The 23099-nt window shown below is 68.3% G+C and carries 22 protein-coding genes and 1 tRNA gene; 15 read left to right on the top strand and 8 right to left on the bottom strand.

Annotated elements, in window-relative coordinates; translation table 11 throughout:
- The first annotated feature begins 31 nt into the window (after positions 1-31).
- Together OJA40_RS01955 and OJA40_RS01950 are read left to right on the top strand one after the other, a co-directional pair.
- Positions 32-2368 carry a serine/threonine-protein kinase gene (locus OJA40_RS01955; RefSeq protein ID WP_208425170.1) on the top strand — a complete coding sequence of 779 codons (2337 nt, stop codon included), beginning with the start codon at positions 32-34 and terminating at the stop codon, positions 2366-2368.
- Between the two features lies 1 nt (position 2369).
- The gene (locus tag OJA40_RS01950) at positions 2370-3674 is read left to right on the top strand and encodes a type IX secretion system plug protein (RefSeq protein ID WP_263809856.1); all 1305 of its coding nucleotides are present in this window, start codon (positions 2370-2372) and stop codon (positions 3672-3674) included.
- A 73-nt stretch (positions 3675-3747) separates the two neighbouring features.
- Here the strand turns inward: OJA40_RS01950 and OJA40_RS01945 are convergent, their stop codons facing one another.
- Complete coding sequence (locus OJA40_RS01945; RefSeq protein ID WP_011404471.1) at positions 3748-3963, bottom strand: cold-shock protein; 216 nt, start codon at positions 3961-3963, stop codon at positions 3748-3750.
- Between the two features lie 237 nt (positions 3964-4200).
- On the opposite strand from OJA40_RS01945, the gene OJA40_RS01940 reads away from it, so the two are divergent.
- The 4 genes from OJA40_RS01940 (at position 4201) to OJA40_RS01925 (ending at position 7484) form a co-directional block, all read left to right on the top strand.
- Positions 4201-5259: a M14 family zinc carboxypeptidase gene (locus OJA40_RS01940; RefSeq protein WP_208425169.1), complete on the top strand. Its 1059-nt coding sequence runs from the start codon at positions 4201-4203 to the stop codon at positions 5257-5259.
- Positions 5260-5290: 31 nt separating this feature from the next.
- Positions 5291-6355, top strand: a complete 1065-nt coding sequence (locus OJA40_RS01935; RefSeq protein WP_208425168.1) for a saccharopine dehydrogenase family protein — start codon at positions 5291-5293, stop codon at positions 6353-6355.
- A gap of 57 nt (positions 6356-6412) precedes the next feature.
- Positions 6413-6703, top strand: a complete 291-nt coding sequence (locus tag OJA40_RS01930) for a hypothetical protein (protein WP_208425167.1) — start codon at positions 6413-6415, stop codon at positions 6701-6703.
- Between the two features lie 163 nt (positions 6704-6866).
- Positions 6867-7484, top strand: a complete 618-nt coding sequence (locus tag OJA40_RS01925) for a superoxide dismutase (protein ID WP_208425166.1) — start codon at positions 6867-6869, stop codon at positions 7482-7484.
- Positions 7485-7625: 141 nt separating this feature from the next.
- Here the strand turns inward: OJA40_RS01925 and OJA40_RS01920 are convergent, their stop codons facing one another.
- The 3 genes from OJA40_RS01920 to OJA40_RS01910 all read right to left on the bottom strand — a co-directional run bounded on the left by OJA40_RS01920 (position 7626) and on the right by OJA40_RS01910 (position 10040).
- The gene (locus tag OJA40_RS01920) at positions 7626-8150 is read right to left on the bottom strand and encodes a type 1 glutamine amidotransferase domain-containing protein (RefSeq protein WP_208425165.1); all 525 of its coding nucleotides are present in this window, start codon (positions 8148-8150) and stop codon (positions 7626-7628) included.
- Between the two features lie 97 nt (positions 8151-8247).
- Positions 8248-8442, bottom strand: a complete 195-nt coding sequence (locus OJA40_RS01915; RefSeq protein WP_208425164.1) for a hypothetical protein — start codon at positions 8440-8442, stop codon at positions 8248-8250.
- A 119-nt stretch (positions 8443-8561) separates the two neighbouring features.
- A complete protein-coding gene (locus OJA40_RS01910) occupies positions 8562-10040 on the bottom strand; it encodes an MATE family efflux transporter (RefSeq protein WP_263809855.1) in 1479 nt (492 codons plus the stop codon).
- A gap of 264 nt (positions 10041-10304) precedes the next feature.
- Between OJA40_RS01910 and OJA40_RS01905 the strand changes: the two genes are divergently transcribed.
- Positions 10305-11075 carry a slipin family protein gene (locus OJA40_RS01905; RefSeq protein ID WP_208425162.1) on the top strand — a complete coding sequence of 257 codons (771 nt, stop codon included), beginning with the start codon at positions 10305-10307 and terminating at the stop codon, positions 11073-11075.
- 160 nt (positions 11076-11235) lie between these two features.
- Here OJA40_RS01905 and OJA40_RS01900 read toward each other — a convergent pair.
- Positions 11236-11309: transfer RNA gene (locus OJA40_RS01900), tRNA-Arg, on the bottom strand.
- Positions 11310-11445: 136 nt separating this feature from the next.
- Here OJA40_RS01900 and OJA40_RS01895 point away from each other — a divergent pair.
- The 8 genes from OJA40_RS01895 to ansA all read left to right on the top strand — a co-directional run bounded on the left by OJA40_RS01895 (position 11446) and on the right by ansA (position 19440).
- Positions 11446-12450 (top strand): CPBP family intramembrane glutamic endopeptidase, encoded by a 1005-nt coding sequence (locus OJA40_RS01895; RefSeq protein WP_263791574.1) that lies wholly within the window; start codon positions 11446-11448, stop codon positions 12448-12450.
- Between the two features lie 15 nt (positions 12451-12465).
- Positions 12466-12846 (top strand): putative signal transducing protein, encoded by a 381-nt coding sequence (locus OJA40_RS01890; protein ID WP_208425161.1) that lies wholly within the window; start codon positions 12466-12468, stop codon positions 12844-12846.
- Between the two features lie 47 nt (positions 12847-12893).
- Positions 12894-13712 carry a phosphatidate cytidylyltransferase gene (locus OJA40_RS01885; RefSeq protein ID WP_208425160.1) on the top strand — a complete coding sequence of 273 codons (819 nt, stop codon included), beginning with the start codon at positions 12894-12896 and terminating at the stop codon, positions 13710-13712.
- 167 nt (positions 13713-13879) lie between these two features.
- Positions 13880-14080 carry a hypothetical protein gene (locus tag OJA40_RS01880; protein ID WP_011404458.1) on the top strand — a complete coding sequence of 67 codons (201 nt, stop codon included), beginning with the start codon at positions 13880-13882 and terminating at the stop codon, positions 14078-14080.
- 22 nt (positions 14081-14102) lie between these two features.
- Positions 14103-16097, top strand: a complete 1995-nt coding sequence (gene mutL, locus OJA40_RS01875; RefSeq protein WP_263809854.1) for a DNA mismatch repair endonuclease MutL — start codon at positions 14103-14105, stop codon at positions 16095-16097.
- A gap of 31 nt (positions 16098-16128) precedes the next feature.
- Entirely contained in the window at positions 16129-17535 is a 1407-nt protein-coding gene (gene tilS / locus OJA40_RS01870; RefSeq protein WP_208425159.1) for a tRNA lysidine(34) synthetase TilS, read from the top strand.
- 62 nt (positions 17536-17597) lie between these two features.
- Positions 17598-18197, top strand: coding sequence for a hypoxanthine phosphoribosyltransferase (hpt, locus tag OJA40_RS01865; RefSeq protein ID WP_013062168.1), 600 nt, complete (start codon positions 17598-17600; stop codon positions 18195-18197).
- 154 nt (positions 18198-18351) lie between these two features.
- A complete protein-coding gene (ansA, locus tag OJA40_RS01860; RefSeq protein ID WP_208425158.1) occupies positions 18352-19440 on the top strand; it encodes an asparaginase in 1089 nt (362 codons plus the stop codon).
- A 7-nt stretch (positions 19441-19447) separates the two neighbouring features.
- Here the strand turns inward: ansA and OJA40_RS01855 are convergent, their stop codons facing one another.
- The 3 genes from OJA40_RS01855 to OJA40_RS01845 all read right to left on the bottom strand — a co-directional run bounded on the left by OJA40_RS01855 (position 19448) and on the right by OJA40_RS01845 (position 23088).
- Positions 19448-20860, bottom strand: coding sequence for a tryptophanase (locus tag OJA40_RS01855; RefSeq protein ID WP_208425187.1), 1413 nt, complete (start codon positions 20858-20860; stop codon positions 19448-19450).
- 100 nt (positions 20861-20960) lie between these two features.
- The gene (locus OJA40_RS01850; protein ID WP_208425157.1) at positions 20961-21485 is read right to left on the bottom strand and encodes an RNA polymerase sigma factor; all 525 of its coding nucleotides are present in this window, start codon (positions 21483-21485) and stop codon (positions 20961-20963) included.
- Positions 21486-21774: 289 nt separating this feature from the next.
- On the bottom strand, positions 21775-23088 hold the full coding sequence (locus tag OJA40_RS01845; protein WP_263809853.1) for an HD domain-containing protein: 1314 nt from the start codon (positions 23086-23088) through the stop codon (positions 21775-21777).
- Between the last annotated feature and the right edge of the window lie 11 nt (positions 23089-23099).

The raw sequence follows: 23099 nt of genomic DNA, 5'->3' as shown, positions 1-23099 counted from the left end.
CGTTGTCGTTTTGTCTGTCGTTGATGCGTCAATGCGCCGCGCCGCCGCTGCGTATCTTGTGCTGGGCCTGTTGTTGGCCCCGATCCCTCTCCTCAACGTGTTGCAGGCCGAGTCCGCCGCGGTGGTGGCCCTGGCGGCCTATTTCATCAGCGGGGGGGCGGCCGTTCGGGCGTTCGACGCCACGTCGATGTCGGTGTGGCCGGTGATGGGGCGCCAGGCGGCGGCCCTTCTCGTCCCGCTCGCGGTACTCCTGCTTGCGCAGGCCTGGGCGCCGAATTGCACCCTGGGACAGGGACTTCTTTTCTACGTCCTGTTTCCGGGGATCACGGTCGTGTTCGCGGTGGCGGTGGCGTATCTGCTTCGGGGACTGCCGGTGTCGCGACCGGGGTGGGTGCTGAGCGGCCTCGGAGCGCTTCTCGTCGTGGCCGGGCCGCTCTACGACCTGGGCCTGCATCCGCAGTTCTACACCTACAATCATGTCTTCGGAGGCGTGCTGGGCCCCATTTACGACGAGCAACTGGCCGTTCGCCCGGGGCTCTTTGCCTTTCGGGGCCTGACGCTGCTCTGGGCCCTGCTGGCTGTGCTCCTCGGGCATCGGGTGCGGGGGCACGGGTCCTGGGGGGGCGTTCTTGCGTGTGTCCTTGTCCTCGGGATAGGGTATGCGTTCTCCGCTGCCCTCGGGATCAACACGACGGCGGCCTCCCTGCAAGAGCGCCTTGCCGGGCACACGCGGACGCCCCACTTTGACCTCTACTACGATTCGACGCAGGTCGACGCGGCCGCCGCCGCAGACCTCGCCGCCGCCCACGAGGCGGAGTACGACTGGGTGCGGCGCCGGCTGGGCCTGGAAGCCGACGCGGAACGCCCTCGAATCCAGAGCTACATCTACCCGAACCCAGACACGAAAGGGCGTCTCACCGGCGCCCGCACGACGAGCGTGACGCCGGTGTGGCTCGACACCCCGCAGGTGCACCTGCTCCGCGATCGGGTGTCGCAGAGCCTGGGCCACGAGCTGGCACACGTCGTCAGTCGTCCCTACGGCTTGCCCGGGCTTCAGGCCTCCTGGGCACCGGGACTCATCGAAGGATGGGCGGTGGCCCTGGAGCCGCCGTCGCCGGGGCCGCCCCCCGATGACCTCGTCCGCACCGCGGCCCATTCCGACACGACCACCACGCTCGCCGCCGAGGCGGGGGCGGTGGCACAGCGGCTGTCGCCCTGGGGCTTCTGGACGAGCCGGGGACCCGTCTCGTACGCCACGATGGGATCGTTCGTCCGGTACCTGCTCGACCAGTACGGCGCGGCGCGGCTCAGGCGCGTCTACGCCTGGGGGAATTTTGAAACCGTGTACGGACGGTCGCTGGGCACGCTTGCAAACGAGTGGGCGGCCCATCTTCGTCGGGCGTCCACCGTGTCGCGGGCGGCCCACGATGTGGTCGCCCGGCAGTTTACGCGCCCGTCCCTCTTCGAGACCGACTGTCCCCACCATGTGCCCCCGGCGCGGCGGGACTACCAGACGGCGCAGCGGGCCGCGCGGCGCCGCGACACCACCGAGATGGTACGTCACCTGAAAAAGGCCCTCGACGCACAGCCGCAGTACGCGGCGGCCCACGCGGCGTTGGCCCGCCACCGGCTCGCCCAGGGACGGCCGGACGCCGTGTGGCGCCAGATCGACACGCTCTCGGTGGCGGCCCGGACGGTCCCGCTCCAGGTTGCAGGGGCCGACGCGGCTGTGCTGCGACGGGCCCCGGACACGGCCCGGGCGCTGTACGCCCAAGCCCGGGCACAGGCGCCGGACTACGCCCATGGCCTTCGGGCCCGCCTCGCCCTCCGGGACGCGATCGCCGACCGTCCCGCCGCCGTTCGGGGGCTCACGAGTGCAGGCTCCGCAGCCGCGCAGGCCCGCCGCCTGGCGGGGGCGAGGGCCCAGGACGCCGAGGTACAGGCTTGGCGGGCGGTCCGGTGGATGGACGCACGGCGGTACCGCCGGGCACTGCCCCTGTGGGAGGGGCTGGGTGTGCCGGTACGCGCCGGCCGGCCGCGGGCCTGGCACCGGGCATGGGAACTGCAGCGTGCGGCGTGGGGGGCCAAGGCGGCCCTGCGGGCGGACTCGATGGCGGCGGCGCGGCGATGGGCCGCCAGGGGGGCACGCCGGGCCCGGGCGCTCGGAGATGAGGAACGAGCCTCCGTCTTTGCGTGGTGGGAGAGGCGGGCAGTCGATTCGGGGACCCCGAACCGGGCCGGTCGGCCTCGCCGTCCGGTTCCGAACCATGCCTCTCGACTGCTGGTTGGGTCAAGCAAATCCCCAACGGAGACGTCTCGGTGTAACAGTGCCCCTTTCGCCAACCACAATGAGCCACGCAATCGGTAACATGCGCGTCGTCTCCCGTTGGGCGTTCGGGCTCCTCGTTTGTGCCCTAGCGGTCGCTTTAACGATGGGGTGCAAGTCAACGGAGGAGGTGGAACAGGCCGACTCGTCCGCTCCGGCCCCGGCAACAGTTCAGCCCGAACTGGCCCCGCCGTCCGCCTCGGTCCGTACCGTTCAGTTGTATCAGGGGGACGACGAGCAGAGCCTGCCGGTCACGTCGATGACGGGAGGGGACGGCCTGACCCTAGAGTTCGATCTCCTGGCGGCGGAGGGGCGCCCGCTTTCCGTCTATTTTCAGCATGCCGACCGGACGTGGCGCCGAGACCTCTCGCCGGGACAGACCCTGGAATCGTTCCAGAACGATCGCCTCGTCGACTACCGCCCGTCTCGGGGGACGAAAGTGCCGTACGTGCACTACCGGTACCGCTTCCCCAACGACGACATTCGGTTCCGGATCAGTGGCAATTACGTTCTGCGGGTGACCGAGCGGGGGCGCCGGGACTCGGTTCTCTTCGAACAGCCGTTCTTTGTGACGGAGGGGGAGGGGGGGCTTCAGTTGGACGCCGAGGGGCTTCCGGTACCGGGGCAGCAACAGCCGTCCGTCCGTCCGCGTGCTCGTTTCGCCCCGCCGTCCGCGATCCGAGGCGACCCGTTCGGGCACGCCGTTTGCTTTGTCCGGAACGGCCGCCTCGCGGACACCCGGTGCGAGGACCGTCCGCTACTGGTGCGCCAGCCCAAACTGGAATTTGAACTGGAGCGGGATCGGGCCTACGCCCCCGCAACGGCGGAGTACAGACTCGACCTCAGCACACTCCGGTCGACCGCCCAGATTGCCCGGGTGGAACGCACCCCGTCGCCCATCCGGGTGTTCTTGGATCCCGACTACGCCCGCTTCACGGAGGCATCGAGGGGGCCGGCCCTTAACGGACAGACGGTCGTCCGGGGCGCCTTCTCGGCCCAGGCGGACCCGGGCATTACTGCCGAGTACGTGGAGACCACCTTCGCCTTCGTGCCCGCCGGCGAGGTGCCCTACGGCGCCCCCCTGGTAGTGGCTGGAAGCTTTAGCGGGATGGACCCGGCCCGGGGCACCTCCATGGACTGGAACGCGCGGCAGAGGCGGTACGAGGGGCGCGTCCTCCTCAAGCAGGGCCGCCACCAGTATTTCTACTCAACGTCGGACCCGAGCCTTGCGGAGGAGATGCGCCGAACGCAACCCCGACGGGCCAGTACCTACACGGCGCTCGTCTACTACCGAGATGCCAAGTACAACACCGATCGCCTACTCCGTGTGGGCGGGTTTCGGCCCTAACCCCACAAGAGAGACGCCCCATCCCGCGTGGAATGGGGCGCACGTTCCGGGATGGGACGAGCGGAGACAGCCCTTATCCGATGACCACCACGTCTTGGGCATTGGGCCCCTTGTCGGTGTGCCCGACCGTAAATTCGACCCGATCGTCCTCGTCGAGACTCTTGAAGCCCTCCGTATCAATCTCGCTGTAGTGGACAAACAGATCCTCGTCTCGGTCCTCAGCGACGATGAACCCGTAGCCCTTCTCGTTGCTGAACCACTTGACGGTTCCCGTTTCGCGCTCTGCCATGGTGCTGCTGAAAGGTCAGTCGAAAGAACGTATGCTGCGCGGCAGAGCATCCGCAGTCCGATGCACACACCACGATGGCGTGGCGCCAGATGTGAATGGTCTGCCATCTGAGATCCATTATATAATTTTCAAAACTCGAAGTCAATTTTTCCAGCAAAAGAACGTGAGGGCGGCTGGTTCAAGAACCCATCCCGGCCTCAAAATCGTCCCGCCGTTCATAGATTTGTTCGCGTCAGCATGTCGTTTGCGTTAACGAGCCTCGTCGACGAAGCCCCCACCTTCCGGGCGCACGGCACGGTCCGCTCTCCGATTGAGTCAGCCTGTGCACAGCACCCCGATGTCGCGACCGTTCTTGAGCTGGGCCCAAGCGAGGGCGGCACCATGCTATACGGGGCGGTGGTGGGCACCGGGCCGATCACGGTAAGCCTCATTGCCGGAAACCACGCGGACGAGCCCGTGGGGCCGGAAACCCTTCGGTCCTTTCTCATCAACGGGCTGGCGCGGCGGGACGACATGGAATCGATGCTCCGGCGCTTCCAGTTCGTGGTCGTGCCGCACACGAACCCGGACGGGGAGGCGCGCAACCGGGCCTGGATGGAGGCGTGGCCGGATTTGGAGGCGTACCTGACGGAGGCCGTTCGGGAAAGCCCGGGGCGCGACCTGGAGTACGGATTCCCGAACATGCGCCCCGAGAACGCGCACGTCTCGGCCTTTTTGCGGGAGCACGGGCCGTTCGACCTTCACGCCAGCCTGCACGGCATGTCGGCGGGGGAGGGGGCGATGCTGCTCATCAACCGGCCCTGGACCTTCCGCACGCAGTCGCTTCGGGACGACTTTGCGAGCGCCGCCGCGGCGAAAGGTCTGCCCCTACACGACCACAACCGGAAGGGGGAGAAGGGATTCTTCTGGGTCGAGCCGGGCTTCCAGACCACCCCGCGCGGCGACGCCATGCGGACGTACTTCCAGGCCCAGAGCAATGCCGCGATGGCCGAGCGGTTCCACGACAGCTCGATGGAGTTTGTCGCGTCGCTGGGGGGCGACCCGCTCTCGCTCGTGACGGAACTCCCTCTGTTTCTTGTTCGCGGTGAGGAGGGGGACGGACACCAACCCACACGGTACCTCAACCTTCGGGAGCGCCTTCCGGACATCAAGGCGCGGCTCGATCGGGGCGAAGACGTGGACGAGCTGCTCGCGCCGTTTGACATCCGTCCCGTCCCGCTGAAGACGGCGATGCACCTGCAGTTTCGGACCTTGGAATTGGGGCTTCGGGCCGTTGCACCGGACGCGATGTCGTGAACTGTCTTCTCAACACGGACCAGGACCACAAATGTCTGCACTCATCTACGGCGCCTACGGCTACACGGGGCAGCTGATCGCCCGGGCGGCGGTCGAACGCGGGCTCCAGCCCGTGCTGGCGGGCCGGAACGCCGACCGTCTGACGGAGCTGGGCACGGCCCTGGATCTCCCGACCCGAACCGTGTCCCTGTCGGACCCGGAGCGGCTCCGGACGGCCCTCGACGATGTCTCCGTCGCCCTCCACTGTGCGGGGCCCTTCGTCCGCACGGCCCCGCCGATGGTTGCTGCGTGCCTGGAGACCGGAACGCACTACCTGGACCTGACTGGGGAGGTGGACGTATTCCGAAAACTGGCCGACCGCGACGCGGACGCCGAGGCTGCGGGCTGCATGGTGCTTCCCGGCATTGGGTTCGACGTGGTGCCGAGCGACTGTCTGTCACGCTTCGTGGCGGAGCGTACCCCGGACGCCGACATCCTTGAGGTGGCACTGTACGCCGAAGGGACGGTGTCGCAGGGCACCCTCAAGACGCTCATCGAGCAGATGGGGCGGGGTGGAGTGGTGCGCCGGGAGGGGCGGCTGCACGACGTGCCGCCGGGGTGGACGAGCCGGAACGTCGACTTTGGGGACCGGCGCCGCGGGGTCACGTCCATCCCCGAGGGCAGCGTCGTGACGAGCGGGGTCTCGACCGACGTGCCCAACGTCACCGCCTACATCGCCGTGCCGCTCCTCGTGCAGTCGCTGCTCCGGGCCAGCCGGCACGTGCAGGGGATTTTGACGTGGCCCCCCCTGAAGCGACTCCTAAAACGGCTCGTGGAGCAGGGCCGTGCCGGCCCGTCCGCCGAGGAGCGCCAGCAAGGCCGCACCGTGGTCTGGGCCTCGGCACGGGGGCGGGAGGGAGGCGTCACGACCGCCCGGCTCCACGGGCCGGAGGCCTACACCTTCACGGCGCGGTCCGCGGTGGAGGCCCTCCAGCGGGTCCTCGACGGAACCGCCCCCGCCGGGTACCAGACGCCGGCCACTGCCCTCGGGGCGGACTTTGCACTCGCCGTGGACGGAACGTCGCGACAAATCGTTGAGGAACCATCGAGGGCGTAGGACGCCTCTCCTCCGGGGGCCCCGCCCCACGTTCTTTCCCGTAGCACGCTGCTCGTTGTGTCTGCTTCGCCCCCCGCTTCGGAATCGAATCTCAACTGGACGGCCATCGCGGCGCTATACGCCGGGCTCGTCTTTGGGATTGGCGTCATGCTTCTGGCCGGGCAGTACCGAAACGCCGCCTGGCTGGGACTGCTCGGGGGGGCCGGCGGCTGCACGGCGTACGGCCGCGTGCTGACCCAGCGGGGCCGCGCACGGGCTGCGAAGTGGTGGAACCGGGCCAGTGGGGTCCTCTACGCCGTCTTTTTCCTGTGGGCCGGAACGGTTCTCCTGCGGGCCCTTCTTGGCTAAGAGAACGCCCCGGACAACAGGAGATTTTCCGGAAAACGACCAGATTGTTGAGGCGGGCGAACTCTCTGGGAAGCCAAAACAAAGATCCAGATGAGGGCGTTTGTTCAAACGATAGCACAGTGAAAAGCTTCGGCGTATTCACCAACAAATTAGACAACGGCTTATGGCTTTTGACCTTCCTGACCTGCCGTACGACTACGACGCCCTGGAGCCGCACATCGACGAGCAGACGATGCGGATCCACCACGACAAGCACCACGCCGGCTATACGCGAAAGCTGAACAACGCGCTGGAGGGGCACGACGACCTCCAGGAGCACTCGATTGAAGAGCTCCTTGCTGGCCTCGACACGCTCCCGGCGGACGTTCAGACGCCGGTGCGCCAGAACGGGGGCGGCTTTTACAACCACCGCCTCTTCTGGAACGTCATGTCCCCGGACGGCGGCGGCACGCCCGATGGAGACCTGGCGGACGCCATCCACGACGCCTTTGGCTCCTATGAGGACTTCAAGGACGCCTTTGCCGACGCGGCGACCGGGCAGTTTGGCAGCGGCTGGGGATGGCTCGTCGCGCAGCCCAACGGCGACGTGACCGTGACCAGCACGCCCAACCAGGACAACCCCCTGTTGGAGGGACACACGCCCATCCTCGGGATTGACGTGTGGGAGCACTCCTACTACCTCAACTACCAGAACGAGCGTGGCACCTACGTCGACGAGTGGTGGAACGTCGTCGACTGGGACGCCGTCGGCCAGAACTACGACGAGATTGTGGCGGCGTAGTCCTGGCTTTCGGTGGGCCTAAGAAGGCCGATCCGAATTGCCTAAAGGGGTTCTGAAGGGATGGCCGGTGGCCCGGCCATCCCTTTTCGTCGTTGGGGCAGGGGGAAGGCATTGGGGCGGCAGGCCGCCGAAGCGGCCCGCCTACGCGTCTTGGAGGGCCTGCACGAGGGTCCGGCAGAAGGCCGGAATGTCCTTCACGACGCGTCCCCAGACGAGGTGGTCCTCCTGGAAGGCCGCCTCGTCCACCCACTCGGCCCCGGCGTTTACAAGGTCGTCCTTGATGCCCGTGCTTCCGGTGGCCCGGCGGCCGTCCACGATGCCGGCGGAGATGCCCACGAGGCCGGCGTGACAGATTTGGGCCACAATCTTTTCTCGGGCGTCCATTTCGCGAATGAGGTGTTGCACCCCGTCGTCGCGGCGGAGCTTGTCGGGGGCCCAGCCGCCCGGGACGACGACCCCGTCCAGACGGTCGGGGTCCAGCGTGCCGGCGGCCACGTCCGTCGTGGCCGTGAGTCCGTGTTTGCCGGTGAACGAGGCGTCGGCCTCCCGGCCGGCGACCACGACCTCGGCGCCTTCTTCGCGGAGCCGCATCGTGGGGACCCAGAATTCGAGGTCCTCAAATGAACGATCGAGGAGAACGGCGACGCGGTGGTTGTTCAGAGACATGAGAGTATAGAGATTGGAACGTGGTCTGGCGAAGAGGTTCTGTTATTGCAATAAAAAATCCAGCAGTGCAATTTCCAATGGCGAGCTATGGGCCTTGCTAAGGCCCCGGCTGGTCGTACACCTCGTCGATAAAGTCTTTAAACCAGGACGGGCGTGCGACGAGGACGTACGCCGCCAGTACGGGAACGATGGGGATCATGAACACGAGCAGGTCGACGGCGATGAGGCTGGCGGCGATAAGCCAGATCTGGCGGTCGGAAATGATCAGGTAGTGGATAATGCTTGGGGGCACGGGCCTGAGTAGACGACATCCCATCGGGGAGGTTGCGACCGGCGGTCCTTCCGCGGCGGGTGACGGGCCCGTCTTCACGCTCCGTTTCTGAGGAAGGGCGGAGGTTGGCTTGTGGCGCGTTACGACGCCTGTCCCATCGCGGCCTCCCGGTTTTGCCGGCTGATGCGTTTCCACTTCTGCGTCCGGAAGCGGTAGTAAATGACGGCGGCGGGCACGGCCGTCTCGGCGAACAGGGTGCCGTAGAGCCCCCAGATGCCGAGCGACGTGACGGCCCCGAGGTAGGCGAGGGGGAGGGCGAAGACGAAGAGCCCCAGCAGCTGGCCGTAGAAGGGCCATGTGGTATCGCCGCTGGCGCGGAGCGGCCCCAGGGCGCCGTTCATGACCCCCCAGAGCAGCACACTCACGCAGGCCGCCCGGATGAGGGCCGTCGTGGTGGCCCGCACGGCGCCGTCGTCCACGAAGAGGGCACTGACCGGGTCGGCCACCACGAACACGGCGGCCCCCACCAGGGCGTAGGTCGCGACGGTGAAGCGGAGGGTGTCGCGGGCGTAGCCGTCGGCGTCCTGTTCGTTGCCTGCGCCGAGCGACTGGCCGACGAGGCTGCTGGAGGCCAGCCCGAAGCCCCAGCCGGGTGTGTTCATGAGGGCCCGCACGCGAAGCGCAACCACAAAGGCGGCCACCATGTTGGGCCCGTAGAGGCCCACGATGGCGAGCAGGGGAAACTGCCCGCCGTTCTGCGCCACCTTCCGCAGGGCCAGGGGCGTCGAGATGCGGGCCAGGTGACGGGCGTCGGCGGCATCCCAGTAGGGCGCCGACCAGTCGACCTGCACCGGCAGGGCCCCCACGAAGGGCAGGCGGCCGGCGGTGAGCCCCCACCCAAGGATGCCCACACTGCCGATGCTCCCGATCACGGTCCCGAGCGCCGCCCCCACGACGCCGAGGTCGAAGATGAAGATGAGCACCGCGTTTACGGCCACGTTGATCACCGCGCCCCCGGCCCGCACGATCATGGGCGTCCACGCGTCGTCGGTCCCGATGAGGGTGCGGCTGCCGATCAGGTTGAGGGCCGCGAACGGCATCGCCAGGCTCGCGACGCGCAGGTACCGCGTGCCGTACTGGATGGCCGCCTCGCCCGTCCCGATGAGGCGGATGAGCGGCCCCGGCAGGGTCCAGAAGACGACGACCAGCGGGAGGGTGACCAGGAGCGCGGCCCCGATGCTCGTCTTCACCGCCCGATCGATCTCGCCTTCGCGCCCCGCCCCGTACCGCTGCGAGACGAGGCTAATCGTGCCGCCCGCGATGCCCCCGCCGAGCATGTACGTCATGGTCCAGTACGGCACCCCGTAGCCGACGCCCGCAATGGCGGCCGGCCCCACGGCCACGCCCACCATCGCCACGTCGGCGGTCGCCTTCGACATGCGCGCCAGGCCCGTCAGGATGCGGGGCCAGGCCAGGTCCGCAATGCGCTGCGCCCGCGACGCCGTGATGAGGTGCAGATGCACGAGGAGGCGCCCGATGCCCTCGACGGTGGCGCGGATGGGATTTGGCACAGAGGCGAAGTGGAGCAGAACAACAGCGTGGACGGGACCGACACCCATTTGCCTGGAGTGTCGTGAACGTAGGCACTCACCGAGCCGAGGGCTTGTTCGGGCGAGCCCGCCGGAGCAGGAATGCATTCCCAGGAATAACTGATTTCTGCCATTCCCCTCACCTGCTCTTGACCTGCGGGCAGGCGCGTGCCCCAGTCCGCTCCGGAGCGCCGATTGAGAATGTGAGGGGAATGAAATTCCCGTCATCAATCGGGCGAGGGAGGCGTTAGTGTCTTGCATGCCAACTTGCCTTTCCCCAATGCCCCGAATTTCATGCTCTCGTTTTATCTGCTGGCCGCCGTCGCTCTGGTGGCGGTCGTCCTCGTCGTGCGCACCTTCAAGGTCGTGAAGGAGTACGAGCGGGGCGTCAAGTTCATGCTCGGCCAGTTTGTGAAGGTGATGGAGCCGGGCCTCGGGACGGTCATCCCGCTGATCCAGTCGTGGGAACGGGTCGACATGCGCGTGAAGGCGGTCGACGTGCCGCGGCAGGAGAGCATCACCCGCGACAACGTGACTGTCGAGATCGACGCCGTCATCTACTACCAGGTGCGCGACGCGGAGAAGGCGATCCTAGAGGTCGAAGAGTACATGTACGCCACGCAGCAGCTGGCGCAGACCACCATGCGCAATATCGTCGGGGAGGTGGACCTCGATGCCCTCTTGGCCGAGCGGGAGCGCATCTCCCAGCAGATCCGCGAGATCATTGACGAGGCCACCGACCCGTGGGGCATCGAGGTGCAGTCCGTTGAGCTGAAGGACATCATCCTGGCGGAGAACATGAAACGGGTGATTGCCCGGCAGGCCGAGGCCGAGCGCGAGCGCCGCGCCGTGACGATCCAGGCAGAGGGGGAGCTGGAGGCGGCCCAAAACATGGCCGACGCGGCGAACACGCTCAACGACGAAGAGGGGGCGCTCCACCTCCGCACCCTGCAAACCCTCAACAGCCTTAGCAGCGACGATTCGAACACCGTTATCTTTGCCGTGCCCACCGAGGCGCTCCGGGCCCTGGAGTCAATCGGGGCGGACGGCGAAGGTCGATCGTAGGCCCCGGTCGCGAGCGATGGGGGAGCGGACAACGCGAGTCTTTTCTCGGGGCTCAGGTCTTCGCCTCTGGGGCTTCGCAGGCCAGAAATGCATCTACAACAGAAAGCCGATCTTGGGCGCCAGGGCCCAAAATCGGCGAGGGGAGCTGCCTATGACGATGTGCGCTCGGGAGGATTCGAACCCCCGGCCTTCGGTACCGGAAACCGATGCTCTGTCCGACTGAGCTACGAGCGCAAGTTCAAAAGCACCACTACAGTGTTCGCGAGACGCCCCAAAGTGTTCCTGCGAAGAAACGGCAAAGGGGCAAACAGGAGGGGAGGCCGCACTTTCAAACTGCCTCACTTGTTTCTCGTCTTGGGTCTTCCGCGCTGTGGCGTCTTCCTCCTCTGCTCCCGGCGGTATCCTGATCGATCTGTGGACCCGACGGGGGCGCCTTCCGCTGAATGGCCCGCTGGAGCGGGCATCGGTGGGGCGACCCACCCTGAGCTTCGTAACGGGCCTGCTGGGGCTGGGGGCCGCGTTTCTGCTGTTTCAGTTTCTCCTCACCCCAATCGCGCTCCTCGCCCAGATCGCGATGGCGGAGGGCGGGGTGTCGATGGGGGCGTTCCAGAATCCGGATCGCCTGATGGCGTCCTACACGCAGGAGCTGCTGGTCAGCAACAGCATCGGGCAGGCGCTGGGGCTGGCGGTGCCGGCGCTGCTGGCGGCGCGCCTGCACTCCTCCGAGTGGGCGGCGTACCTGCGCCTGCGGGGCGTGGACGGGCGGCTTCTGGCGCTGGCCCTGGTCGGGATCGTAGGGTTGCAGCCTGTGACGCAGTGGCTCGCCGAGGTGAACCGGGCGCTGCCGCTGCCGGAGTCCGTTCGGGTGATGGAGCAGTCGCAGCTGGAGATGATCCGGAGTGTGCTGCAGAGCGACCTGGGGCTCGTGTTCAACATCACGATGCTGGCGCTCGTCCCCGGGGTGTGCGAGGAGCTGCTGTTTCGGGGCTACGCCCAGCGGCAGTTCGAGCGGGCCGCCGGGCCGGCCGGGGGGATTCTTCTGGCGGGGGGGCTTTTTGGGCTGTACCACCTTCGCCCATCCCAGGCCCTTCCGCTCACGGTGCTCGGGCTGTACATGGCCTACCTCGTGTGGCGCACGGGCAGCCTCGTGCCGGCCGTGCTGGTGCACATCGCCCACAACGGCATGGCCGTCGTCGGGGCCCGGTACGCAGAGACGCATCCCGACTACTCGGTCCGCGCGCTCGAACAGACCTCCATGCCGTGGTCCCTGGTGGGGCTTGGGTTCGTGATTGTGGGGAGTGTTCTCTATGTTATGCATCCCTTTGCTGCACGCATTCGAGATGCCCAGGGCGGGACGGAGCGCTCTTCTCACTGACCGGTTCCACCCCCCATGAGTTCGCACGAGGACTGGGCGAGTGTTTTTCGGACCAGCACCGACTACGAGGCCGATCTCGTTCGGGATCGGCTCGACGACAGCGGCATCCCCGCCGTCGTACTGACCCAGCGCGACCACGCCTTCAACCTCACCGTGGGCGACCTCGCGTCGGTGCACGTGATGGTGCCGCCGGAGCAGGCCGACAAGGCGGTGTCGCTGCTGGAGGAGCAACTCACGGACGAGGAGTTGGAGGCGGCAGCGCTCGGGGCCGACCCCGACGCCCCGCCGGCCAACACCCCCGACCAGGACTCGAAGCTCGACTCCGGCCACGAGCACATGGACCTGGGGCCGCCCGAAGACGACGCGGAGGACGCTGCCGACGATCCGTCTGCGTAAGAGAGGGGCACCGACGCCATGGAGTGGATTGACCAGACCGCGTCTTCGTGAGCAATAACCTCCGCCGGATCGTCACGGCCCTGCTGGCGGCACCGGTCGTGCTGGGACTGGCATATCTGGGGGGCTGGTGGTTTGCGGGCCTCGTCGCAGGCATCGGGGTGCTGGGCCAGCGGGAGCTGTACCGGATGGCCCAGCAGGGCGGCGCATGGCCGCAACAGACCTGGGGGGCTCTCGTCGGCATCCTCCTCGTGGCTACGTTCCTGCGCCCGTCCCTCTGGCCCGTCGGGACGGCGGTGCTGCTCCTCTTCGTCGTGGCCGCGCCGCTGCTGGTGCCGCAGGAACAGTTCCTGGTGAGCTTTGCGGTGACGCTTGCGGGCGCTGTGTACCCGACGGGCCTGCTCGGAAGTTTAATCTGGCTCCGCGAGACCCAGAGTGCGGCCGTCGGCGACGGGGAGGCGTTCTGGCTGGTCCTGTTTGTCCTTGTGGTGGTGTGGGCGACGGACGTGGCGGCCTACTACGTCGGCAAGAGCGTCGGCCGGCGCCCCCTCGCCCCCGCCATCTCCCCGAACAAGACGTGGGAGGGCACGCTTGGGGGCCTGGGGGCGGCCCTGGTCGTGGGCGTCGTGCTCAAGCTGACCGCCGTGGACCTCCTTGCGTGGGGCCACGTGGCCGCGCTGATCGGGATTGGGGGCGGGGTGAGCCAGCTCGGCGACCTGCTGGAGAGCAAGCTCAAGCGCTCGGTGGCGGTCGACGATTCGAGCCGGCTCCTGCCGGGCCACGGCGGCATGCTGGATCGGTTCGACGCGATGGCCGTGGCGGCCCCGCTCAGCGTGCTCTACCTTCATCTGGTTGCGGGCCTGGTGTAGCGTGCGGGGGGCACCGGAGACAGGGACGATGCGTCGAGGGACGAGAAGGGCTGAGGGCCTCTGAGGGCCGCTGCTGAGGGCCGCCGCACGCCGCATGTTGGGAACGACGGCTCCGACCGCCCTGTTCGGTCCGGTGCACAGGCTTTCGACACCCAGCCGACGCGACCATGGGTCTGTTCAGTGCCGGGCGCGGGCCCCGGTCGTTCGACTACCAACCTCGCCACCACAATCCCGAGGAGGACGACGACCGCGACATCCGACGGCGGATGCAGTCCCGCCGTGCCCAGGAGGCACAGCGCAGCCCGCTCAGCCTGCTGTTCTTCCTGGCCCTCCTGTTTCTCACGCTGCTCCTCTACTACTCGCTGTAAATTTTCGCAGCCCGTCCGTGCCGTGTCCGACGAGTCCTCCCCGTCCGGGGGCCTCATTGAGGTGATGTCCGACCGCCTCGCCAACCAGATTGCGGCGGGCGAGGTGGTGCAGCGGCCCGCCTCGGTGGCGAAGGAGCTGATCGAAAACGCCCTCGACGCGGGGGCGTCGTCGATCGAGGTGCTCCTGAAAGACGCGGGCAGCACCCTCGTGCAGGTCCTCGACGACGGGTGTGGCATGGGGCCGGGGGACGCGGCGCGCTGCTTCGAGCGACACGCCACCAGTAAGCTCCGCTCGGTGGACGACCTGGAGCGCATCCGAACGCTCGGCTTTCGGGGGGAGGCCCTTGCGTCGATCGCCGCCGTCGCGCAGGTGACGCTCAAGACGAAGCGGGTGGAGGACGACGCGGGGACCTTGGTTCGGGTGGAGGGGGGAGAGCAGGTGGAGAAGCGCCCCTGCGCGATCCCGAACGGAACCTCGGTGGCGGTCCGCAACCTCTTCTTCAACGTGCCGGCCCGGCGCAATTTTCTGAAGACCCCGGCCACCGAGCTGAAGCACCTCACGCAAACCGTCCAGTCGCTGGCCCTCGCCAACCCCGACACGGCGGTCCGGCTGGAGCACGACGGCCACGAGCACTACGACCTGCCCGCGGCGCCGGACAGCGACTGGCACGCCGCCACCCGCGCCCGCATTCTCGGCCTCTTCGGCGGCGACCACGAGGACGAGCTGGTGGCGGTCGTGGACGAATCGAGCGACCTCCGGCTGCGCGGGTTCGTCGGGGCGCCGTCGTTCCGCCGCAAGACGCGGGGCGAGCAGTTTCTGTTCGTGAACGGCCGGGCCGTGACGGACCGGTACCTGAGCCACGCGGTCAAGAAGGCGTACGGCGAGCTGGTCCCGGACGGGGCGTTCCCGTTCTTTGCGCTCTTCCTGGCGATGAACCCGGAGCGGGTGGACGTCAACGTGCACCCGCAGAAGGAAGAGGTCAAGTTCGACGACCAGAGCGGCATCTACGGATTCCTGCGGAGCGCAGTGCGGCGGGCGCTGGGCCGGGTGCACGTGTCGCCGCAGATGGACGACGGGGACGACGAGACCGACAATGGAGAAGACAGCCCCGGCCCTGAGCCCGGCAGACCGGAGGGTGAAGAGCACGCCGCGTCGTCGGTGTCGGGGGACGGGACCTCGTCCCCCCGGCCCACGCCGACTTCCTTTCAGCCGCAACGGTCGTCCGGGGACGCGACCGACTCGTCGGGGCGCTCGTCGTCCGGGCCGCCTCCCCAGTCTCCGACGCCCAGGCCCGAAAATCCGTCGGTGTCGCCCGGGGACCAGTCCGACGCTCTCTACCGCCGGCCGGATGGGGGCGACGAGTCCTCATCGGGGGACGCTCCGGCATCGCCCCCCCATCGGGAGGGGGAGTCGTCTTCAACGTCTGCCGCCGACGGAGCGGAGCGGTCGGGCCGGCGTCCGGTATGGGGGCTGCACGACACCTACGTCGTGACGCCGACCGAGACCGGTATGATGCTCGTCGACCAGCGGGCGGCCCACCTCCGCGTGCTCTACGAGCGGGCCCGGGCCCACCTCCGCGACCAGCAGGGCGCGTCGCAGCGCCTGCTCTTTCCGCACACCGTCGACCTGTCCCCCGCCGAGATCGAGCTGCTGGACGAACTGCGGGACGACCTCGACGCCCTCGGGTTTGAGCTGGAGCGCCTCAGCGGGCGTACCGTCTCGGTGCGGGGGGTGCCGGCCGACGTGCCGGACGGCAACGAGGACACGATCCTGGAAGAGCTCCTGGAGCAATACCGGTCCGCCCAGGACGCGGTCGAGGACGAGCGCCGCGAGCACCTCGCGAAGACGATGGCCCAACGGAGTGCCGTGGACCGGGGACAGCCGCTGTCGGAAGAAGAGCGCCGGGCCCTCCTTGACGACTTGTTCGACTGCGAAATGCCCTACGCCGACCCCACCGGCACGCCCACGATCGTCAAGCTCTCGATGGAGGAGCTGGCCGACCGCTTCGGGCGCTAGGCGGCTTCTCCCCCACGCGTCTGCTTCCCCGATGCCCCACCCGCTCGTCGACACGGTCGCAGCGTTCAGTGATCGGCACGCCCTGCTGGACGAAGGCCCGGTGCTGGTGGCGGCAAGCGGCGGTGTGGACTCGATGACGTGCCTCTCTGTCCTGCGCCGCCTGGGCATCGACGTGCACGCGCTGCACGTCAACTACGGGCTGCGGGCGGGGGCCGACGGGGACGAGGACCTGGTGCGCCGGTGGTGCCACGAACAGTCGCCGCCGGTGCCGCTCTCCGTGGTGGCCCTCGACGCGAAGGCCCGCGCCGCATCCGAGGACGAGTCGCTCCAGGCGGCCGCGCGCCGACTGCGCTACGACGCCCTGGCGGCGGAGGCCGCGGAGATCGGGGCGCCCGTCGTGGCGACCGGCCACCACCGCGACGACCAGGCCGAAACGCTCCTCCTCAATCTCGTCCGGGGCAGCGGGCCGGAGGGGGGGGCCGGGATGCGGCCGGCCCGTCCCCTGGAGGCCGACCCGTCCGTCTCTCTCGTTCGGCCCCTGCTGGACGCCCGACGGGACGCGATCGAATCCTACGCCGAGTCGATGGGGCTCCCGTGGCGGACCGATCCGACCAACCAGCGCCACGACTACGACCGGGGGGTGATCCGGACCGAGATCCTTCCCCGGCTGGAAGCGCACTTTGAGGGCGCGACCGACGCCCTGGCCCGGTCGGCGGCCCTCATGCAGGAGTACGTCGACCAGGCCCTCCGGCCCGCCCTAACGCGGCGGATGGGCCGGGCGTACACCGATCACGAGGCGGGCGGGGCCCTGTCCGTGGAGGCCCTGCGCGAGGCCCCGCCCGTCTGGCGCCGTCGCCTCCTCTTGGAGGCGCTGCGTCGCGCGCTGCCCACAGCCCCTTACTCCCGGGCGGTGGCCGAGGAACTGGAGGCCCTCGTCGAGGCGCAGGTGGGCCGGCGCATGGAGCTGGGGGCAGGCACTGTCTGGCGGGAGCGCGGGCGGCTGCGCTTCGTCCCCGACGCCGCCATGCCCGATCCGCTCTCGCCTACGCCCATCGACTGGGGGACGCCCGTAGCGATTCCGCAGGGCCGCCTCCGGGTGGAGCTGTGTGACGGGCGGCCCGCGTCGCTGGCCTCCGGCCCGCCGCACGTCGCCTACGCGGATGCGGACCGGCTGGGGACGGCGCTCACGGTGCGTCCCTGGGCGGAGGGCGACCGCCTCCGGCCGCTGGGGCTGGACGGCACGAAACTTGTGAGTGACGTGCTTACCGAGGCCCGCGTGCCGCCCCACCGACGAACGCACGTCTCCGTGCTGTGCCGGGGCGACCGCATTGCCTGGGTGGTGGGGCACCGGCTCGCTCATCGGGTCCGCGTGCGGCCCGACACCGACCGCGTGGCCCGACTCGTCCTACGACCACGTGAAAAACCCTCGGACCATTGACACTCTTCGGAGCCGCCGCCTAGCTTCAATCGTCGTTCTCGCGCCTCACTTTCTTTCCACCGATGGCCTCAAACATGCCCGCTACGCGCGACCTCTTGGAGACCCCCGTCCAGCCCACCGACGCCGCCGTGACCGTACAGGGAGAACGCTTCCGCCGATACCTGTCGGCCGAGCGGATTAAGAAGCGGGTTGCGGAGATGGGACAAACCATCGCCCGCGACTACGCCACCACCACGCCCATCCTCGTGAGCGTCCTGAACGGAGCGTTCATGTACACCGCGGACCTGATGCGGGCCATCGACACCGACTGCGAGATCGATTTCATCAAGCTCTCCTCGTACGGGGACGAGAAGGTGTCGAGCGGGGAGGTGCGGGAGCTCAAAAGCGTCGACGCGGAGCTGGAGGGCCGCGACGTGCTCGTGGTGGAGGACATCGTGGACACGGGGCTGTCGATGGAGTTCATGAAGCGCCGCCTTGCGGAGTACAACCCGGCCTCCCTTCGCGTGTCGACCCTGCTCCACAAGCCCACGGCGACGGAGCCGGACCTCACGCTCGACTACGTCGGCTTCCGCATTCCGGACCTCTTCGTCATCGGCTACGGGCTCGACTACGGCCAGCTCGCGCGCAACCTGTCCGACATTTACATTCTCGACGAAGGGTGATGGATGATGGGGGCACGGCTCCGGTTCACGGATCGACAGGCCTGCATGTGGGGGCGGCGCGACCGTGCCTGGGAGGGAGGAGGCTGATCCGTCGGGCTGTCTTGGCGGAGGCCTTTCGCCCGAGCGTTTTTACTTGAATTGCGACATTGGTTTGATGGCCGCGTCTTCGCCCCGCATTCTGGTGGTGTACACCGGGGGCACCCTGGGCATGGTGGAAAGCGAGGAGGGATACGTGCCGGGGTCCGGCACCCTCGAAGCCCTCATGGAGGAGCGCCTCTCGTTTCAGTCGGAAGACCTCCCGGCCTACGACGTGCACGCGTTCGATCCGCTGCTCGACAGCGCAAACATGGAGCCGGCCGACTGGCTCCGCATCGCGGAGGCCATTCGGGATCGCTTCGAGGCGTACGACGGCTTTCTGGTCGTCCACGGCACGGACACGATGGCGTTTACCGCCTCGGCGCTGTCGTTCATGCTGCACCCGCTCGACAAACCGGTGCTCCTCACGGGCGCGCAGCTGCCCCTCGACGAGACACGCAGCGACGCGCAGGGCAACCTGCTCACGTCCCTGTTGCTCCTGGGCACCTACCCCGACCGGCTGGGCGGGGTGCACGTGTTCTTCCACAACCGCCTCTACCGGGGCACCCGCGTGACGAAGGTGAACGCGGACTCGTTTGCGGCCTTCGACTCCCCGAACTTCCCGGCCGTGGGCACGGCGGGCATCGACCTGGACGTGGAGTGGGAGCGGGTGCCGGCCCCGCACCGGCCGCCCCGTCCCCCCGCCGTGACGGAACTCGGGGCGGCGACCGTCTCGGCGTTCCGGCTCTTTCCGGGCCTCGGGGTGGCGTCCCTGGAAAACGTGCTGGCCCCGCCGGTGCAGGGCGTGGTGCTGGAGTGCTTCGGGGCGGGCAATGCGCCGGCCCAGAACGACGCGTTTCTGGAAGCCCTGCGCGAGGCGACGGCGCGGGGCGTCGTCATCGTGGCGGTGACGCAGCCGCTCCGGGGCACGGCGGACCTCGACCTCTACGCCACCGGCCAGGCCCTGGCGGACGCGGGCGTGGTGAGCGGCTACGACATGACGACGGAGGCGGCGCTGGCCAAGCTGTATTACCTCTTCGAGCAGGACCACGCGCCCGACGAGGTGCGCCGCCTCGTGCAGAACAACCTCCGAGGGGAGTTGACGCCGCCGGAGGAGGTGCCGCCCGCCCTCGGCCGCACGCGGCGGCGGCTGGCCGGGTACCGGTAGCGGCGGGCTATGAGGCCTCCACGGGACCGTCGGTCTCGTGGTGGACCGCTTCGGGCGCCTTCGGGCGGAGATGGGCCGTGAAGTGCCGGAGCTGAGGGGGCTCTTCGGTGATCTCGTAGCCGCAGAGGGCGTCCTTGCGGCCCACCAGTGCCTCGAAGCACTCGATTACGTAATCGACGTGGCTTTGGGTGTAGACGCGGCGGGGGATGGCGAGGCGCAAGAGCTCCTGGTCCGCCGGCTCCTCGCTGCCGTCGGGCTGCCGGCCGAACATGACCGAGCCGATCTCGACCCCGCGGATCCCGCCCGTCACGTACAGCGCCACGGCGAGGGACTGGGCCGGGTAGTCCAGCGGCGGGATGTGGGGGAGAAGCGACTTCGCGTCGATGTAGACGGCGTGCCCGCCGACCGGCTTCACGATTGGCACGCCCAGCTCGGTGAGGGCCTCGCCGAGGTAGCGGGTCGAGGCCATGCGGTACTCCAGGTAGTCCTCGTCGACGATCTCCTGCAGCCCCACGGCAATGGCCTCCAGGTCGCGTCCCGCCAATCCCCCGTAGGTCGGAAAGCCCTCCGTGAGGATTAGTTGATTGCGGGCCTTCCGGGCCCACGCGTCGTCGTCGAGGGCCAGCCAGCCGCCAATGTTGACCAGCGCGTCCTTCTTGGCGCTCATCGTCATGCCGTCCGCGTGCGAAAACATCTCCCGGACGATCGCCTTGACCGAACGGTCGCCGTACCCGTCCTCGCGCTGCTTGATGAAGTAGGCGTTTTCCGCGAAGCGACAGGCGTCGAGGACGAGCGGCACGCCGTGCGCGTCACACAGGGCCTTCGCGCCGCGGATGTTGGCGATCGAGACCGGCTGGCCGCCGCCGGTGTTGTTGGTGACCGTGAGCATGACGATGGGCACCCGGTCTGCGTCCGCGTCCAGCAGCGCCTCCAGCCGATCGAGATCAATGTTGCCCTTGAACGGATGCTCCGCGTCCGGGACGTGCCCCGCGTCGACGACGAGGTCGACCGCCTCGGCGCCCGTGGCCTCGATGTTGGCGCGGGTGGTGTCGAAGTGCGTATTGCTGGGAATTTTGGCGTCGGGGCCCGCCACGATGCCCATCAGAATGCGCTCGGCGGCCCGGCCTTGGTGGGTCGGGATCACGTGCTCGAACGGCATCAGGTCCTTCACCGCCTCCTCGAACCGGAAGTAGGAGGGCGACCCCGCGTAGCTCTCGTCGCCCTGCATCAGGCCGGCCCACTGCGCCGCACTCATCGCAGAGGTGCCCGAGTCGGTCAGCAGGTCGATGATGACGTCGTCGGCGTGCAGGTTGAAGAGGTTGTAGTGCGCGTCCCGGATCATTCGCTCCCGCTCGGCCCGAGAGGTGAGCTGAATGGGTTCGACCGACTTGATGCGGAACGGCTCGATGATCGTGTCCATCTCCATGGCGGGCTGAGAGATTCTAGAGTTGAAACGGACTCGTAAATTATCAACTCCGCCGCCCAAGGACAATGCGGGACGCACACCAAGGAGGCGAACGCTAGGCGGGAACCGGATCGAGGGCGCGGTCGAGCTCAGCACGTAGCTTTTTGCGGCCCCGGTGCAGGTAGACCTTGACCGTATTGAGCGGCATGTCGAGGGCCTCGGCAATCTCCTTGTACTTGAGGCCCTGCAGTTCACGGAGGGCCACCACCCGCCGGTACGGATCATCGACCCGGTCCAGGGCGTCGAGCACGTGGCCGTGGAGGTCGGCCGCCTCGGCGTGGCGGTCGGGCGTCCGGTCCGGGCTCGGGGCCCGCTCCACGCCGTCGGGGTCGTGCCGGACGGTCTTGCGCCGCCGCTGCCGGGCCCGAAGCCGGTCGATGCAGGCGTTCCGGGTCACGCGCATGAGCCAGGCGATGACCCCGTCCGCGTCGAGCTCGTCCTGGTGCTCCCAGAGCGTCACCAGCACCTCCTGCGTCACGTCCTGGGCGGTGGCGTCGTCGTTGAGCATCGAGCGGGCGAACCGGTAGACCTGATCCTCGTGGGCGGACACCTGACGTTCGAAGGCGGGAAAGGTATTCATCGCGATGGATGGAACCCTGAATGAAACGAACCAAGCGAGTGCGGCGATGGGCCGTCGCACAACCGCGGTGGACAGGCCGTGTCCATCCTCGGTTGCGGGGGGCTTTACGGCGCAGTTCGGGTCCGAGATGCCGGGCGCGCGATGAGTGGGCGGATTCGTGCGATCAATCGCCCGGACGTGCTTCTCTGGGCCATTCACAAACCACGGGTCCCTCCTGAGAACCCCCAGGCCGGTCTTCAGGCCCGTGCGGGAGAGGCGATCCGCCCGTCCGCCGGCGCGGAAGCCACGGTCACCCCTCAGAGGCTGTGTCCAGGTCCAGGTCGACCGGCTTCGGGAAGCACACGTAGGGCTTCTCCACGAAGCCCGTGAGGTCCGAGATGGTGGTGGTGTCGGCCATCTCGGAGAGCTCGCGGGCGGTGCCGTCCCGCCCCAGGATGCCGATCAGCTCCTCGTCGCTGTCGTAGGCGGTGTGGCGCGACACGTTGAGGGTGAGGTAGTGCCGGGCGGCCGCCCGGGCCTCGGAGCGGGGCACGAGGTCCTCGTCCACGAGCCAGTCCGCCACGTCGGCGCGCCAGGCGTCGACCTGCGCCTCGTCCGGACGTTCAGAAAGGAAGCGGACGCGCAGGAAGACCCGGTTGACGAAGCGGTGGCACAGGTCGGCCAACACCGGGTCGGGGCCTCGCATCCACTGCTTGAGGCTGAAGAGGACGTCCGTGTCGTCGAGCTGCAGGTAGTGGTCGCGGACCTCGGGGGTCTCGATCGCGTCGGCGTGGACGTCGTGGTCGAGAAAGAAAAGCAGCGCGCGCGATCCCCGCTGCAGCCAGTCGGGCGCGGGCCCGGCGTCGAGGTGGGTCTGTGCGCGGCGCAGGATGCCCCGGAGCAGCTCGTCGCCGGCCAGCACGGTCTTGTGGAGATAGGCCTGCCAGTACATGAGCCGGCGGGAGATGAGAAAGTTTTCGACGGCGTAGATGCCCTTCGCCTCGATCATGACCTCCGCGTCGGCCCCGCCCGAGAGGGGATGCACGCGCATGGTCTTGAGCAGGCGCTGGACCCCCACCTCCCCCTCCGCCACGCCGGTGTAGAAGGAGTCGCGCCGGAGGTAGTCGAGCCGGTCCATGTCGAGCTGGCTCGAGACCAGCTGGTGGAAGAAGGGGCGGTCGTAGGTGTCGTCGAACATGGCGAGGGCCAGGTCGAGCGCGCCGTCCATGCGCTCGTTGAGGTCCGTCAGGAGAACCCGGCTCATGTCTTCGTGCGAAAAGTCTTCGATGAGCTCGTGTTCGAGGGTGTGGGAGAAGGCGCCGTGCCCCACGTCGTGCAGCAGGGCTACGGCCAGGGCGGCGGTCTGCTCCTCCGGGCGCACGGGCGTGCCCTTCTCGGTCAGGTTGGCGAGGGCGTCCTGCATGAGGGCCATCGCCCCCAGCGCATGGTTGAAGCGGGTGTGCTCGGCGCCCGGAAAGACGAGGTGCCCGACGCCGAGCTGACGGATCCGGCGCAGCCGCTGGACCTCCGGCGTCTGGACGAGGTCCATGATCACGTTCTTTGGCACAGAGATGAACCCGTGGACCGGGTCCGAGAAGAGCTTAAAGCGCTGGTTGGAGGACACGAGGGGAGGGC

Origin of the sequence: Salinibacter pepae, from assembly GCF_947077775.1 — a bacterium.
GTDB classification, from domain to species: Bacteria; Bacteroidota; Rhodothermia; order Rhodothermales; family Salinibacteraceae; genus Salinibacter; species Salinibacter pepae.
Note: the sequence above shows the minus strand (reverse complement) of the source record. Positions and strands in the feature narration are given on the sequence as shown.

Coding starts and splice junctions, on each gene's coding strand:
- OJA40_RS01955 (WP_208425170.1), top strand. CDS start 32: ATGCGCCGCGCCGCCGCTGCGTATCTTGTGCTGGGCCTGTTGTTGGCC.
- OJA40_RS01950 (WP_263809856.1), top strand. CDS start 2,370: ATGCGCGTCGTCTCCCGTTGGGCGTTCGGGCTCCTCGTTTGTGCCCTA.
- OJA40_RS01945 (WP_011404471.1), bottom strand. CDS start 3,963: ATGGCAGAGCGCGAAACGGGAACCGTCAAGTGGTTCAGCAACGAGAAG.
- OJA40_RS01940 (WP_208425169.1), top strand. CDS start 4,201: ATGTCGTTTGCGTTAACGAGCCTCGTCGACGAAGCCCCCACCTTCCGG.
- OJA40_RS01935 (WP_208425168.1), top strand. CDS start 5,291: ATGTCTGCACTCATCTACGGCGCCTACGGCTACACGGGGCAGCTGATC.
- OJA40_RS01925 (WP_208425166.1), top strand. CDS start 6,867: ATGGCTTTTGACCTTCCTGACCTGCCGTACGACTACGACGCCCTGGAG.
- OJA40_RS01920 (WP_208425165.1), bottom strand. CDS start 8,150: ATGTCTCTGAACAACCACCGCGTCGCCGTTCTCCTCGATCGTTCATTT.
- OJA40_RS01910 (WP_263809855.1), bottom strand. CDS start 10,040: ATGGGTGTCGGTCCCGTCCACGCTGTTGTTCTGCTCCACTTCGCCTCT.
- OJA40_RS01905 (WP_208425162.1), top strand. CDS start 10,305: ATGCTCTCGTTTTATCTGCTGGCCGCCGTCGCTCTGGTGGCGGTCGTC.
- OJA40_RS01890 (WP_208425161.1), top strand. CDS start 12,466: ATGAGTTCGCACGAGGACTGGGCGAGTGTTTTTCGGACCAGCACCGAC.
- OJA40_RS01880 (WP_011404458.1), top strand. CDS start 13,880: ATGGGTCTGTTCAGTGCCGGGCGCGGGCCCCGGTCGTTCGACTACCAA.
- tilS (WP_208425159.1), top strand. CDS start 16,129: ATGCCCCACCCGCTCGTCGACACGGTCGCAGCGTTCAGTGATCGGCAC.
- hpt (WP_013062168.1), top strand. CDS start 17,598: ATGGCCTCAAACATGCCCGCTACGCGCGACCTCTTGGAGACCCCCGTC.
- ansA (WP_208425158.1), top strand. CDS start 18,352: ATGGCCGCGTCTTCGCCCCGCATTCTGGTGGTGTACACCGGGGGCACC.
- OJA40_RS01855 (WP_208425187.1), bottom strand. CDS start 20,860: ATGGACACGATCATCGAGCCGTTCCGCATCAAGTCGGTCGAACCCATT.
- OJA40_RS01850 (WP_208425157.1), bottom strand. CDS start 21,485: ATGAATACCTTTCCCGCCTTCGAACGTCAGGTGTCCGCCCACGAGGAT.